Source organism: Acidovorax sp. 1608163, assembly GCF_003669015.1.
Classification (GTDB): Bacteria; Pseudomonadota; Gammaproteobacteria; order Burkholderiales; family Burkholderiaceae_C; genus Acidovorax.
Map to the genome: position 1 here is coordinate 4643146 of NZ_CP033069.1, position 13817 is coordinate 4656962.

Annotated in this window: 10 protein-coding genes and 1 pseudogene; 8 read left to right on the forward strand and 3 right to left on the reverse strand. The window is 59.6% G+C overall.

Annotated features, from left to right (window positions below):
* The first annotated feature begins 32 nt into the window (after nucleotides 1-32).
* The 3 genes from EAG14_RS20745 (at nucleotide 33) to EAG14_RS22980 (ending at nucleotide 7674) form a co-directional block, all read left to right on the forward strand.
* A complete protein-coding gene (locus tag EAG14_RS20745) occupies nucleotides 33-3140 on the forward strand; it encodes a type I restriction endonuclease subunit R (RefSeq protein WP_121729997.1) in 3108 nt (1035 codons plus the stop codon).
* A 418-nt stretch (nucleotides 3141-3558) separates the two neighbouring features.
* The gene (locus EAG14_RS20750; protein WP_121729998.1) at nucleotides 3559-6516 is read left to right on the forward strand and encodes a phospholipase D-like domain-containing protein; all 2958 of its coding nucleotides are present in this window, start codon (nucleotides 3559-3561) and stop codon (nucleotides 6514-6516) included.
* A gap of 666 nt (nucleotides 6517-7182) precedes the next feature.
* Nucleotides 7183-7674: a hypothetical protein gene (locus tag EAG14_RS22980; RefSeq protein ID WP_162996051.1), complete on the forward strand. Its 492-nt coding sequence runs from the start codon at nucleotides 7183-7185 to the stop codon at nucleotides 7672-7674.
* Between the two features lie 206 nt (nucleotides 7675-7880).
* Here the strand turns inward: EAG14_RS22980 and EAG14_RS20755 are convergent, their stop codons facing one another.
* On the reverse strand, nucleotides 7881-8084 hold the full coding sequence (locus EAG14_RS20755) for a hypothetical protein (protein ID WP_121729999.1): 204 nt from the start codon (nucleotides 8082-8084) through the stop codon (nucleotides 7881-7883).
* Between the two features lie 583 nt (nucleotides 8085-8667).
* On the opposite strand from EAG14_RS20755, the gene EAG14_RS20760 reads away from it, so the two are divergent.
* Complete coding sequence (locus tag EAG14_RS20760; protein ID WP_121730000.1) at nucleotides 8668-9258, forward strand: HAD domain-containing protein; 591 nt, start codon at nucleotides 8668-8670, stop codon at nucleotides 9256-9258.
* Here EAG14_RS20760 and EAG14_RS20765 read toward each other — a convergent pair.
* Nucleotides 9222-9578: an antitoxin Xre/MbcA/ParS toxin-binding domain-containing protein gene (locus EAG14_RS20765; protein WP_121730001.1), complete on the reverse strand. Its 357-nt coding sequence runs from the start codon at nucleotides 9576-9578 to the stop codon at nucleotides 9222-9224. The genes EAG14_RS20760 and EAG14_RS20765 overlap by 37 nt on opposite strands.
* Before the next feature lie 167 nt (nucleotides 9579-9745).
* On the opposite strand from EAG14_RS20765, the gene EAG14_RS20770 reads away from it, so the two are divergent.
* On the forward strand, nucleotides 9746-10453 hold the full coding sequence (locus tag EAG14_RS20770) for a DNA/RNA non-specific endonuclease (protein ID WP_240457082.1): 708 nt from the start codon (nucleotides 9746-9748) through the stop codon (nucleotides 10451-10453).
* 236 nt (nucleotides 10454-10689) lie between these two features.
* Nucleotides 10690-11274 (forward strand): annotated as a pseudogene (locus tag EAG14_RS20775) (ATP-binding protein); the annotation flags it as partial.
* A gap of 29 nt (nucleotides 11275-11303) precedes the next feature.
* Here EAG14_RS20775 and EAG14_RS20780 read toward each other — a convergent pair.
* Nucleotides 11304-12101, reverse strand: coding sequence for an SDR family NAD(P)-dependent oxidoreductase (locus tag EAG14_RS20780; RefSeq protein WP_121730002.1), 798 nt, complete (start codon nucleotides 12099-12101; stop codon nucleotides 11304-11306).
* A 121-nt stretch (nucleotides 12102-12222) separates the two neighbouring features.
* Here EAG14_RS20780 and EAG14_RS20785 point away from each other — a divergent pair, with 121 nt between their 5' ends.
* Both EAG14_RS20785 and EAG14_RS20790 read left to right on the forward strand, forming a co-directional pair.
* Entirely contained in the window at nucleotides 12223-13149 is a 927-nt protein-coding gene (locus EAG14_RS20785; protein ID WP_121730003.1) for a LysR family transcriptional regulator, read from the forward strand.
* A gap of 135 nt (nucleotides 13150-13284) precedes the next feature.
* Nucleotides 13285-13794, forward strand: a complete 510-nt coding sequence (locus EAG14_RS20790) for a MarR family winged helix-turn-helix transcriptional regulator (protein ID WP_371414377.1) — start codon at nucleotides 13285-13287, stop codon at nucleotides 13792-13794.
* The last annotated feature ends 23 nt before the right edge of the window (nucleotides 13795-13817 follow it).

The following is a 13817-nucleotide window of genomic DNA, read 5'->3' on the forward strand; positions in this document are numbered from 1 at the left end:
CTCACTCTCCAGTTCAATTTCGACCTTGATAGGTGTCTATTGAACCGGGTGAAGTCCAAACCCTGGCCTGGCTGCAAGACGTGGGCTACACCCACCGCTACGGCCCCGACATCGCCTTCGACGGTTCTTCGCCCGAGCGTGCCGACTACCGCCAAGTTGTTTTGCCCTTCCGGCTTCGCGAAGCCGTCAACCGCCTGAATCCAGGCATTCCCGTCGCTGCCCGTGAAGATGCCATCAAGCAAGTCACTGACTTAGGCATCCCCTCCCTGCTGGCGGCCAACCGCGCCTTCCATAAGCTGCTGGTGGGGGGTGTTCCCGTCCAGTATCAAAAGGACGACGAGACACGCGGCGACTTCGTTCGTCTGATCGACTGGGCTCATCCCGAGAAGAACGAATGGTGGGCGGTCAACCAGTTCACCATCAAAGGCCCGCACAAAACCCGCCGTCCCGACATCATCTTGTTCGTCAACGGCCTGCCGCTGGTGCTGCTGGAACTCAAGAACCCCGCCGACGAGAACGCCAACATCTGGAAGGCGTTCGACCAGATCGAGACGTACAAAGAGCAGATACCGGACGTGTTCCAGTACAACGAAGTGCTGGTGATCTCGGACGGCACCGATGCGCTGATGGGGTCGCTGTCTGCCAACGCCGAGCGCTTCATGGCCTGGCGCACCATTGATGGGGTGAACCTCGACCCACTGGGGCAGTTTCAAGAACTGCAAACCCTGGTGCGTGGCGTGCTGGCCCCACAGTACCTGCTGGTCTACATCCGTTACTTCGTCCTGTTTGAGGACGACGGCCAACTCGTCAAGAAGATTTCGGGCTACCACCAGTTCCATGCGGTGCGTGCTGCCATCGAGGAAGTGGTGACGGCGTCCCGCCCCGGTGCCTCCCGCAAAGGTGGTGTGGTGTGGCACACGCAAGGCAGCGGCAAGAGCATCACCATGACCTGCTTTGCCGCCCGTGTGATGCAAGAAGCCGCGATGGAGAACCCCACCATCGTGGTCATCACCGACCGCAATGACCTGGACGGGCAACTCTTTGGCGTGTTCAGCCTGGCCCAAGACCTTTTGCGCGAGCAGCCGACCCAGGCACTGACCCGCCCAGACCTGCGCGCCAAGCTGGGCAACCGCCCCTCGGGCGGCATCATCTTTGCCACCATCCAGAAGTTCATGCCGGGGGAGGATGAAGACACTTTCCCGGTGCTGTCCGAGCGCAGCAACATCGTGGTGATCGCTGACGAAGCCCACCGCACCCAATACGGCTTCAAGGCCATCCTCAAAGGCAAGCCCGGCGAAGAGAAGTACCAGGCGGGCTACGCACAGCACCTGCGCGATGCCCTGCCCAACGCCACCTTTGTGGGCTTCACCGGCACCCCAGTCAGTAGCACCGACCACGACACCCGTGCGGTGTTTGGCGAGTACATCCACGTCTACGACATGCAGCAGGCCAAGGAAGATGGTGCCACCGTGGCCATCTACTACGAGTCCCGCCTGGCCAAGCTGCGGCTGAAAGACGAAGATCTACCCTCCATTGACGACGAAGTAGACGAACTGGCCGAGGACGAAGAGGAAAGCCAGCAGGCCAAGCTCAAAAGCCGTTGGGCCGCCCTGGAAAAGATCGTCGGCGCAGAGCCTCGTGTGGCCAGCGTGGCCGCCGACCTGGTAGCGCACTTTGAAGAGCGCAGCACTGCCCAATCGGGCAAAGCCATGGTCGTGGCCATGAGCCGTGACATCTGCGTGCACCTGTACAACGAGATCATCAAGCTGCGCCCCGACTGGCACGACCCCGATCCAGAAAAGGGCGCCATCAAGATCGTGATGACCGGCTCCGCCAGCGACAAAGCCCTGCTGCGCCCCCACATCTACGACGGTAAGGTCAAAAAGCGACTTGAAAAGCGCTTCAAAGACCCCGCCGACCCGCTGCGCCTGGTCATCGTGCGCGACATGTGGCTCACCGGCTTTGATGCACCTTGCGTGCACACCCTGTACGTGGACAAGCCCATGAAGGGCCACAACCTCATGCAGGCCATCGCCCGCGTGAACCGCGTCTTCAAGGGCAAGCAAGGCGGCCTGGTGGTGGACTACATCGGCATCGGCAACGAACTCAAAGCCGCCATGAAGGAGTACACCGCCAGCAAAGGCCGTGGCACCCCCACCGTGGATGCCCGCGAGGCGTACAGCGTCTTGATGGAGAAGCTCGATGTCCTGCAATCCATGCTGCATGGCTGCGATTACAGCGACTTCCTCACCGGGGGCCATCAAACCCTGGCGAGGGCTGCCAACCACATCCTGGGCCTTCGGGAAGAAGGCGGCAAGGATGGCAAACGTCGCTTTGCCGACACCACCCTGGCACTGACCCAAGCCTTCTCGCTGTGCTGCACGCTGGACGAGGCCAAGGCCGTTCGCGAAGAAGTCGCCTTCATGCAGGCCGTGAAGGTCATCCTGACCAAGCGCGACATCACCGCCAAGAAGCGCACTGACGAACAGCGCGACGAAGCCATCCGCCAGATCATCAGCAACGCCGTGGTGTCCGATCAGGTGGTGGATATCTTTGACGCGGTGGGCCTCGACAAACCCAACATCGGCCTGCTGGACGATGAATTCCTGGCGCAGGTGAAGAACCTGCCCGAGAAGAACCTCGCCGTCGAACTGCTCGAACGGCTGCTCGAAGGCGAGATTAAGAGCCGCTTCGGCAGCAACGTGGTGCAGGAAAAGAAGTTCTCCGACCTGCTGGGTAACGTGATCAAGCGCTACCAGAACCGCTCCATCGAAACTGCCCAGGTGATGGAAGAACTGGTCGAGATGGCCAAGAAGTTCCGCGAGGCCGCTAGCAGGGGCGAGATGCTGGGCCTGACTGAGGACGAGGTGCGGTTCTACGACGCCTTGGCCACCAATGAATCAGCGGTCAAAGAACTCACCGACGAAACCCTCAAGAAGATTGCCCACGAGCTGACCGAGAACCTGCGCCAGAACCTGACGGTGGACTGGTCCGAGCGCGAGAGCGTGCGGGCCAAGCTGCGGCTGATGGTCAAGCGGGTCTTGCGCAAGTACAAGTACCCGCCGGACTTGCAGGAAGAGGCTGTGGACTTGGTGCTGCAGCAGGCGACGGTGTTCGGGGAGAACTGGGGCAGCATCTAGGACTGAGCTCTGGGGTCGATCGATTCCTAGATGTTTGAGAGCGGTTTTTTCAGAGGTCTGCGCGACAGAAGGCTTTGACAGTGCATGAATTGGGGTGGTGTCTTTGGCTATGCGTTACGACAACGCGGCCAGAGACGCGGAGTTGGCGCTGTATCAGTACATTCGTACTTCGTACTTCGTACTTCGAACTTAGTGATTGATACCTATCCTGATTTGGTGGCTAAAAGGTCTCGGTGGGATTGCAAATTGAGTTGGGACAGCTCCAGTTTCACCAAAAGACGAACCCAAGTGAGCTTCGAAGCGTCTGTCAAAACACTGAGCTGCAAGGTCGCAAAGAAATCGTGTTTTTGCTTGAAAGCATCGGTGGGCACCTCAAGGGCAAGAGGAAGTGAGGACTTCGAACAACAGAGGGGGATGAATGCAGCGACTCCTGTATCACGCACCAGACAATCCGAACCAGGATTCGCCCTTTGACCGTGCCATCGTGCAGGTTGTGCAGGGCCAAAACGTCAGCATCGTGAGCCCCTACATTGGTCTGCATTACCTCCACCGTCTGATTGGGTTGTCCGACTCATGGCGGCTGATCTCGGATGTGCTGGAGTGGCTGTCTGCTACCCCCGCCAAAGAACGTGGAGCTGTCTACGAGTTCCTGAGGGAGCACGATGGTTCGGTGCATCACTACCCAGCAATCCACGCCAAGACCGTGGTCAGCCGCGTTGGGGCGTACACAGGCTCTGCGAACCTCACGGACGCGGGTGTGTTGCGGCGCACCGAGTTCGGTGTACTGCTGACTGATCCTGAGCAGGTGGGCGAGGTGCAGCACTGGTTCGACTCCATTTGGAGCCAGACTTCACCTCCGCCGCTTCAGAGCGTGCAGGATCTGATTGCTGAACTGAACCAAATCTCGCATGTTGCGGCTGACTTTGCGGATCTGAAGGCTACCCAGCTGGAGTCAGGCGCGCGGCGCGTGCGGGCCAAGCTGGTGAAGATACTTGGGCACGAGCCCCTGACTGTCATTGAAAGGGTGGCGCAATCCATCGGCAGTGAATCTACTGCACCAGCACCAGCACCAGCACCAGCACCAGCAACAGCAACAGCAACAGCAACAGTGGCCGTGGCCACCCCCAAACCCGCCGTCTCGGTCGTGCCATCACCATCGACGCAGCTACACAGCAAAGCTCAGCTGCTCAGTCCGTCTCCTCCCGCCTTGGGAGCCCCACCTGCGCAACCGCAATCCGCTTCGTTTGACCTGGACGCGGAGATTGATGCGTATGTGGGCCGACACGCAGCACAGGGCTTCACCTTCGCGCAACTCCACCAGAGCATGCGCAGTAAATCACCGGCAGTGACCTTCCGCGAGACCTACTTCGCAATACTGGATGCCTGTGCATCTCACCCCAGAACGCTGTTTTCTGCCGATGCGATGCACCGCCTGGTCTACCGGGATGGGCGATTCGCGCAGAGCAGCAAGGAGCTGCTGAGCGAGGCGCTGAAGCCACTGGACGGCATGCTAGCGGAGATCATCAATAGCCTGTCCTTTGATGAGCCGTCACCGGGTATCAACGTCACGGCCGCGCAGGGCATCTCCATCGGCAAACAGGCGACCGTGTTGGAAGGGATGCTGCAGGCGGGCTTTGTGTTGGAGGTAGACGAGGGGTTTTTACTAGCTCGTTCCGCTCAATGGAGTCCACGGCTGAGGCTGCTGGAACGCTCGCACATCAGATGGACCAACCGCATCACGCAGCGCAGTCTCAGCAGAGCCCCAGGACCGAACCCTGAAGAAGCATCTTTGGGCATATCGAACCCTTCAGAGGTAAGCACACAGTTGCCTGTCGTGGAGCATGTTGTTGAATCGATGGAAGACGACATAGAGCCCCCAGAGGTACTGATCGAGCGGCGCGATCACCAGAAGGACATGGTTTTCTCATATCTGGCCAAGTTGCGCCACAGCGCTGGTGAGAAGACCAATGTTCAGATGCATCTCCTGATTCATGGCCTAGTGGGAAGATCAGGCCTCAGCGTGGAGGATGTGACGCGGCTACTCAGAGGCACCTATCCCATGTACCGCAGCCCGTTTCTGGCGATGGTCACCAGCAATGTTCTCACCGTGGATATCGTTGCTGACCTTGACGGTAACCCACATCTTCAGAACCTTCCATTGACGCGGAGAGAGATCGAAAACTCGCCAATTCTGCGAGGCCTCCTATCACCAGCTCGTCCTGCAGATATCACCATCTCAAAAGCGAAATCTGGGAAAGCTGTGCGAGTTCCAGTGACCTCCGTATCTGAAGCGGACGAGGCTTACCTGCAAATAGTCCGCTGGATCTTTACCGCGAAACCAACTGCAAAGCCATCGACGGATAAGCAACTGCTCAGAACTCTCGATGCAAGCGGCGTGTATCGTGACAACCTTAGACGTTTGTTGTTCGAACGCTCTGGCAGGTTTCCAAAGTTGTTCATGTATCAGAGCAAGTCAAAATCACTCAGACTGCTTCATCCGATCCTCAACCACTACCCCAACACGCATTCGTTCCTTAGGGGGGTGGTATGGCAATCCAGCACAGGGCACCCATGGCTGGAGAGCCCTGAGCAAATGCGTGCAGCGCTGACTACGGACGCCAGGACCAATGCGCTGTCTGCACTTCGACGTAGACTGTCTAAACGGGATACAGCCTACTGCACTCTTCTTCGCTTTATCACTACAAGAGTTAGCAAATTGGACCGCTTCACAACCAGGGATGAACTGGTCAAGAAGTTGTCGCAATCAAAGCTGGAGCGCTTTGTTATCGAGTATCTCCTTGGCATCGACGGCGAGCCCCCGCAGCAGCTGATGCGGGTTCGAAAGGGTGTCAATGGGTTTTATATCGAGACGGACGCGAAGGCGCTGGCCTCATACGCGATTTGCCGAATGTTTGTTGAGCGTGAAGTCCAGCAAGGAGCGCAATTGCATCCTTGGTTGGCCGTCCCCGCAGGGCTCCAAGGACTGGCCCCTCCAATTTCATTTACGCCATCGCTTACTGGTGCTGCGCAAACGCAATTTGCCCCGCTCCAATGGGAGGATAAGTACCACCTTGCAATCGACATGCTCTATGTTGAATTTGCCAAGCTTTTCAATGAACGGCCTTCAGCCGGTTTTGGTTCGTCGGCACTTCAGACGCAATTTCGAGAGGCTGCAGTAGCCAAGTACCTCAAGATCTGTGAGCACAGAAAACACAGCGGCAACAAGCACGAGCCCGTGCTTTCGTTGGAGATTCATGATGGTGAGCAGCCCAAAGTGGAAGTGGTGATCTACCGAGGGTTTCGGGGGTACATCCACCATTACCCCAAGCTGGAGCGATACCTCGCGCAAACCGCAATGAAGCTCAGGGAGGTGTGAGCATCACCGGCCCGCGAAAGCGGGAGGCGAGTCTTTGACGAATGAAATACTGGCATGCATGCATGCATGGATGGCCTCGGGCCATGAGGCATGACGGCTATCCAAATGGAGGTGAAAAGCAAGGAAAACCGTGACGTTTCGAACTGCACGCCTGCTCTATTACAAGAAATTCTCATTGACAATTCAGTTGAACCTCAATGTGAATAAGCCGTAGATGTATATTTCCGGTTCGTGTGTGTCGGTAATAATCGATCCAGCTTCAATGTTTGTCGGAGGAAAATTGAGCAATGTGGAGAATTTTGTACAAATATTCTTTTTGGGCTCTAAATGCAGACGGGTCTATTTCATCAAGTATTAAGGTGGTTGGCCCTCCATACGTCTTTGTCCACTATTGCGAGAATGAGCCAATCTACGATTTCAAAGTGGGAACCTATTGGACTGAATTTGAAACGGATTCGTCCGAAGCAGCGAGCCGTGGAACCGGTATATTTGTTCAAGAATGCAAGTGGCGGGCAGTTATTTCCCTCAGTGAAGAGGAGGTGAGGATAATGATGGAGTATGGCAATGTGCGCTGGCAAAACGATCATCCACCAGTGCGGGAATATCAATCTAAAATTGTCATTCCTCTTTCAAGGTGCACTGTGACTCAGCTAACACAACCTTGACATGAAATACACCAAAGAGTATTTACAGTTTCTTCAGAGTGCGATGGAAAGGGCGCCCGATTTTGGAATTACCCGTCCATGCGATATCCGACTGGACAAACTTCCTGAAGCTAAATTCAATCGAGCTTGTGAGCTCGTCAGAATCCTCTGGACTCCGATCCAGGATGCGATTCCAGGCTATCTCGGAAATCGCTGCATTCCCATTGCAGTCAAGCTGTACGCCACGTTAGTCGCACATGACATACCAGCCGAGATAGTGATTGGCACAATCCAGCAGCGAGGCAAAACCCTGTTTCCGTGCACGGTGGAAAGCCTGCACCATGAGGTGGAACACCCAGGCGGGGATGAGGACGCGGTGTCGTTGCATGCATGGGTCACGGTTGGTGGTGACTCCATCATTGATGGTGGACTGGCGTCTCGCATGGCTGCTTCTGGAGATTGCCCCCCAGTTTTGATCGCGATTTGCTCGCCGCAAGGGCGCATGAGTTCGTGAACGAGTTCGATGCCCGATACGAGCCTTTGGTCGTCGGCTCCCAATTCATCGCACTCATCGGCCAAGGCGATCCACAGGACGAGGTGGAGCGAATCAGAAATCCGACGAGTCGTATTCGAGCTTAGGGCAGGGGGTTCATCGACCGTGGTGCTGGTGCAAGCATGGTTCGCCAGCGATGGACGCATGCGAACTATGCCCAATTTCGTTCAGCGCCAGTTCTGTAAGGCCTTCATCGCCTTGTCCAGCTGCCTCGCAAGGTTTCCTGTGGTGAAGCGGCCATATTGACTGATCAGCGTGGTCTTGGCCTCTTGCAACTTTTGCATGCAGTTGGTGCGCTGATCTTCCGTGATGCTGTTGGCCGCGTTGCGAAGCCCGGTACGGCCGTAGTAGAGCTCACCAAAATTGTCCATGGGCAACTCTTTAACTGTGTACTCACGCTGTACCCCCGTCGCCCAAGGTGTCTCGAACATCGTCTGCGGGCTTGTAAACACCATCGCGGCGCGCCACCTGCCCCAAGACTTCCTGCAGCTTGGCTTCCACTTCCTGGTGCAAAATTCGGGGCCGTGAATCAGTGCCAATCTTGAGAGGGTTACGGGTGTGACCGGCTTGCGCAGTGTGCACTGGTGAGACTTTCCCGCCCAATGGTTATGGTTCCCGAGCATCAGCAGATCAACGCATCTCAGGCTATCTCAGTCCCATTGAGACCCCTGTGAGCTATGAGCTTGCGACATCGAGCTAGGCTGAGTTTGTATCCGCTCCCCCATTGGCGTGGGAAGGGGCATCTCATTTATTTTGGTAACGTCTCAATAATTTTGTAGTCCGAAAAATGGGAGCATCCAATCTGACCAGCCGTCGGCGAAGGCCAAAATCTGTCGCTTAACACCGGGGATCGCACCATCATCCACCGAGGGAGTTAGTTTGAATGTCCGGAGCTCGCTCTGGCCATCCCGTCGTCCCCGAAGACCAATAGCACCAAGCAGAATCCCTACGGCAATGCCCCCTGGCCAGAATTCCCCATATCTCCCGGCATCTACTCCGCGCAGTGCGGACGTCGTTCTGTACTTGGACCTTGACGGTGTGGTCCACCACGAAAAAGTGCTCTGGCATCCCCGCAAGGGTATCTACATGAGCCCGTATGAGGCTGCAGGACATTCTCTTTTCGAATGGGTTCCTATCCTGGAGTCTGTTCTTGAGCCGTACCCCTCAGTCGCCTTGGTACTGAGTAGTACTTGGTGCATCCGTCCTGGATACAGCGCCACCCTCAAGCGGCTTCCAGCCTCCCTGCGTGCCCGGTTCATTGGTGGGACGTACCACAAGCGTGTCCATGGCGTGGATCCCTGGAACCTGTCCATGTTTCGCGCCACACCGAGAGGGGTGCAAGTTCAAGAAGACGCTCAGCGACGAAAACCCCGGCAGTGGATAGCTATGGACGACGACGTCGAGGATTGGCCTGAATCTTGTCGGCATAACCTCGTCGCATGCGATGGAACGAAGGGCTTGTCGAACCCCGACGTCCAACAGGAACTAAAAGAGAAGTTGCGCTACTGTCAGGCCCCTTGCGGAGCTTCCGCGCGCTGCAGGTAAGCCAACACAGCCCCAAGTCCTTCGTCAGTCTGCATGAGCGAGGCCGGGGTTCCTGCAAGCGCTGTGTTGTGCGAGGCCATCCACCGTTTTGCAGTCTCTTCGTCCAAGCCCACGTTGACCGCTAACGCATGGAGGATCTTGATCAGTGTGATGGCGCGTTGCCCAGGGGGGGTATCCGCCCGCAGAGGTTCGATGCCTGCCTCCATGGCGGAGATCGCTTGTGCATCAAGGTGCAGCACTTGGGCGAGTTCGGCATGGGTCAACCCCAGCTGCGCGCCCGCTCTCAAAGCGCCGTTGGTCAAGACTTGGTCACTTGTCATACGCCTGCACTCGCATCTTCACCCCCATTCGTGCCAGTGTATCCACCCGTTTCCAATTGGGAAGGTGGTCAAATCAGCGCCCCTTTGAAACCCGAGACCCTGTGAATATTTCTGTTTGCCGACCAGCGCTTGTCCTTGCGCTGGCACTGTCTGTTTCTTTTTCAGCCCTGGCCCGTGGCCACTTCAGTGATCAAGCACCGCTGACGGTTCCGCACCCCACGAGCTTTTCTGAATGTCGTCAGTTTTTTGCGGACGGTCGCCCACCGGTGGTGCCCAAGAGAGCTGCACTACGTGAGCTTTGCTACGCAGCGTTTGCGGTCCTACACAGTGGGGAGACCAAGACGCCTGTCTATGTCGCCCAGAGGCTCAACCGTAAAAGCCTTGAAGATGCGCACGAACGAAGAGCAGACAAGTTCTTTGCGGATGCACGTCTGCCTGCGGTGGAACGTGCCGAGCTCAGCGACTACAAGCATTCTGGATATTCGAGAGGGCACATGGCACCGGCTGGCGATATGGCCACGCCTACCTCCATGGCGCAGAGTTTTTCTTTGGCAAACATGGTTCCCCAGAACGCACAACAAAACGGTGGTTCCTGGGCCAAGATTGAACAGGACACCCGCAAGTACGTTTTGCGTGCCAGCGGTGATGTGTACGTGATCACGGGGCCGGTGTTTGAGCCCAATGCTCCTGCGATTGGAGAAGGACGAGTGCGCGTACCGCGTTACCTCTTCAAACTGGTGTACGACGCCACGACGGGTCGCAGCTGGGCCCACTGGCAAGAGAACCGGGAGGGAGAGCGAGTGTCAGCCCCCATCAGCTACCGGGAGCTGGTGCGGCGTACTGGCGTGGAGTTCTTGCCTACAGCGGGCCGGTGAGCGTAGCCGCAGCAACAAGCTCGACAAGTTGTACCAAGAGTTGGTTGTAGAACACCGTGCATGGCGAATGCATCGAAGACTCGTAGGTTCGGCGGCTGTGAGGAGATTGAACAGACCTTGTCGTGCGGAGCAGCCTTGCCATTGACAGCCGTATGAGTTGAGAATGCGCTGCTGTCCTCCTTGTAGATCTGACAAAAAACCTTGCATCTTTGTCAAGAAAGCTAAATGCCCGAGTTCCCCGCGCCGCGCTCGAAGCCCTGCGCGAGCCGCTGGAGACCGGGCACATCACCATCGCCAGGGCGGCGCAGCGGGCGGATTTTCCGGCGCGCTTTCAGCTGGTGGCGGCGATGAACCCCTGCCCCTGCGGCTTCCTGGGATCGAGCCAACGCGCCTGCCGCTGCACGCCCGACCAGGTTTCGCGCTACCAGGGCAAGCTCAGCGGCCCGCTGCTGGACCGCATTGACCTGCATGTGGAAGTGCCTGCCCTGCCCGCCGACCAGTTGCTCAAAGCCCCGCCGGGCGAAGACACCGCCGCCATCCGCGAGCGCGTGGTGCAGGCCCGTGGCCGCGCCATGGCCCGCCAGGGCAGCACCAACCATGCGCTGCAGGGCCAGGCCATTGACGAGCATCTGCACCTGGATGACACCGCCGCCAAGTTCCTGAACACCACGGCCGCACGGCTGGGCTGGTCGGCCCGCAGCACGCACCGGGCGCTGAAGGTGGCCCGCACCATTGCCGACCTGGCCGGGGCTGAGCGCACCGAAGTGAGCCATGTGGCCGAGGCGGTGCAGTACCGGCGCGGGCTGCACGCGCCGAGCTAAGGGCACAAACGCAACCCCCCAGGGTTGCTTTACAGGAACATGCCGCCCGATGCCTCGATGCGCTGCGCATTGACCCAGCGGGTGGCGGGCTGCAGCAGCGAGGCGACCAGCGGGCCAATGTCCTCCGGCACACCCACGCGGCCCAGGGCCGTTTGCGCGGCCACAAAGGCGTTGAGCTGCGCGTTGTCGCGCACGGCACCGCCGCCAAAGTCGGTCTCGATGGCGCCGGGCGCCACCACGTTCACCGCAATACCGCGCGGGCCCAGTTCCTTGGCCAGGTAGCGGCTGAGCACCTCGATGGCGCCCTTCATGGCTGCATAGGCGGCGTAGCCCGGCAGCGCAAAGCGGGCCAGCCCCGAGGACAGGTTCAGGATGCGGCCGCCGTCGTTCATCAGCGGCAGCAGGCGCTGGATGAGGAAGAACACGCCCTTGAGGTGCACATTCACCAGCGCATCGAACTGCGCCTCGGTGGTGTCGGTGATGGGGGCGTGCACGCCCATCCCGGCGTTGTTCACCAGGAAGTCAAAGCGCTCGCGCTGCCAGTGGGTCTGCAGCGCCTGCGTCAGTTGGGCGGCAAAGCCTTCAAAGCTGCGCACATCGCCCACGTCCAGCGGCAAGGCCACGGCGCGGCGGCCCAGGGCGGTGATCTCGGCCACCACGGCCTGGGCCTCAGTGGCCTGCTGGCGGTAGGTCAGCACCACGTCAATGCCGGTGCGGGCAGCGGCCAATGCGGCGCTGCGGCCCAGGCCCCGGCTGCCGCCGGTGATAAGCACGATGGGGGTAGAGGGCGATGCGGAAGAAGCGGTGGAGGGGGTCGATGTGGTCATGGTGCAGTCCTGGGGTCTGTGGCCCAGTCACACCATGTGCCGGGCTGGGGTGAACTTTATTGGCGTAGACAAGACGAATAAATGGCGCAAAATCAGATTCATTGTCTTAACAAGGCGAACAATGAACCCTTTGGATCGCATGCAGATCTTTGCCCGCGTGGCGCAGCTGAGCAGCTTCACCCAGGCCGCGCAGGTGCTGGGCATTCCCAAAGCCAGCGCCTCCCTGGCCGTGCAGCAACTGGAAGCGCAACTGGGCACGCGCCTGCTGCACCGCACCACGCGGCGCGTGCAGCTCACGCAAGACGGGCAGGCGTATTTCGAGCGCTGCAAGGACGTGCTGGACGATGTGGACGAGCTGCAAACCATGTTCCACCAGCCCGAGGGCACCGCCCTGCGCGGCCGGGTGCGCATCGACATGTCCACCGGCATTGCCCGCCACATGGTGCTGCCGCGCCTGCCCGAGCTGCTGCAGCGCCACCCGCAGCTGGAGGTGGAAGTGAGCAGCACCGACCGCCGCGTGGACCTGGTGCGCGAGGGCTTTGACTGCGTGATCCGCGTGGGCCCGGTGGCCGAGCCCGGCCTGGTGGCCCGCCCCCTGGGCCAGGTGCCCGTGGCCACCTGCGCCAGCCCCGCCTACCTGGCGCGCCTGGGCACGCCGCACACGCTGCAAGACCTGGCCCAGCACGAGCTGGTGCACTACGTGAGCACGCTGGGCACGCGGTCGGCCGGGTTTGAGGTGCAAGAAGGCGGCGCCACCACCTTTTTGCCCATGGGCGGGCGCGTGACGGTGAACAGCGCCGAGGCCTACCTGGGCGCATGCCTGGCCGGGCTGGGCCTGATCCAGGTGCCCCTGCTGGGCGCGCAAGACCTGGTAGAGCAAGGCCTGCTGGTGCCGGTGCTGGCGCAGCACCCACCGCCGCCCATGCCCGTCACGCTGCTGTACGCCCACCGCCGCCACCTGCCCCAGCGCGTGCGCGTGGTGATGGACTGGCTGGCCGCCGTGGTGCAGGCCAAGCTGGGACAAGCGCCTGCACCACACGTGCAATAGCTATATTTTTGATAGCTGCCAGCGCTTTATCAAATGGGGCTGGAGGCCATTTTCATTAGAATCAGCCCACCCAGCGCCTGGGCACCTGCCCCAACCGGCCCCAGACAGCGCCACGCCCCAACACCACCGCACCCCATGGCCCGCCGCACCCGCCAACTGCCCCCACCGCCCTTGCCCGAAACCTCCACCGTGGAGGAAGCCGCACCCGCCCCCTCCGTGGACATGGTGGACACCACCTTGCTGCGCACGCTGGTGGGCTACAACACGCGGCGCGCGTCGCTGTCCATCATTGCGGTGTTCATGGAGCGCATGGCGGTGTATGACCTGAAGGTGGTGGACTTCTCGGTGCTGTCGCTGGTGGCCCACAACCCGGGCATCACCTCACGCCAGCTGTGCGCCACACTCAATGTGCTGCCTCCCAACCTGGTGGGCCTGATTGCCGCGCTGGAGCGGCGCGGCCTGATCGAACGCCGCCCCCACCCCAGCGACGGCCGCGCCATGGGCGTGCACCTCACGCCCACCGGGGCCGAGTTGACGCAGCAGGCCGAACAAACCGCCGCGCAGCTGGAAGAAGACGCCACGGCCCGCCTGACAACGGCCGAGCGCAAGACGCTGATCCGCCTGCTGCAAAAGGTCTACGACTAGAGGTCCTCTGCACCAATCCTGCG

Excerpts from the sequence above, each read along its gene's own strand:
- EAG14_RS20790 (WP_371414377.1), top strand. The coding sequence starts at position 13,285 with ATGGCCCGCCGCACCCGCCAACTGCCCCCACCGCCCTTGCCCGAAACC.
- EAG14_RS20765 (WP_121730001.1), bottom strand. The coding sequence starts at position 9,578 with ATGACAAGTGACCAAGTCTTGACCAACGGCGCTTTGAGAGCGGGCGCG.
- EAG14_RS20755 (WP_121729999.1), bottom strand. The coding sequence starts at position 8,084 with ATGGACAATTTTGGTGAGCTCTACTACGGCCGTACCGGGCTTCGCAAC.
- EAG14_RS20760 (WP_121730000.1), top strand. The coding sequence starts at position 8,668 with ATGCCCCCTGGCCAGAATTCCCCATATCTCCCGGCATCTACTCCGCGC.
- EAG14_RS20780 (WP_121730002.1), bottom strand. The coding sequence starts at position 12,101 with ATGACCACATCGACCCCCTCCACCGCTTCTTCCGCATCGCCCTCTACC.
- EAG14_RS22980 (WP_162996051.1), top strand. The coding sequence starts at position 7,183 with ATGAAATACACCAAAGAGTATTTACAGTTTCTTCAGAGTGCGATGGAA.
- EAG14_RS20785 (WP_121730003.1), top strand. The coding sequence starts at position 12,223 with ATGAACCCTTTGGATCGCATGCAGATCTTTGCCCGCGTGGCGCAGCTG.
- EAG14_RS20750 (WP_121729998.1), top strand. The coding sequence starts at position 3,559 with ATGCAGCGACTCCTGTATCACGCACCAGACAATCCGAACCAGGATTCG.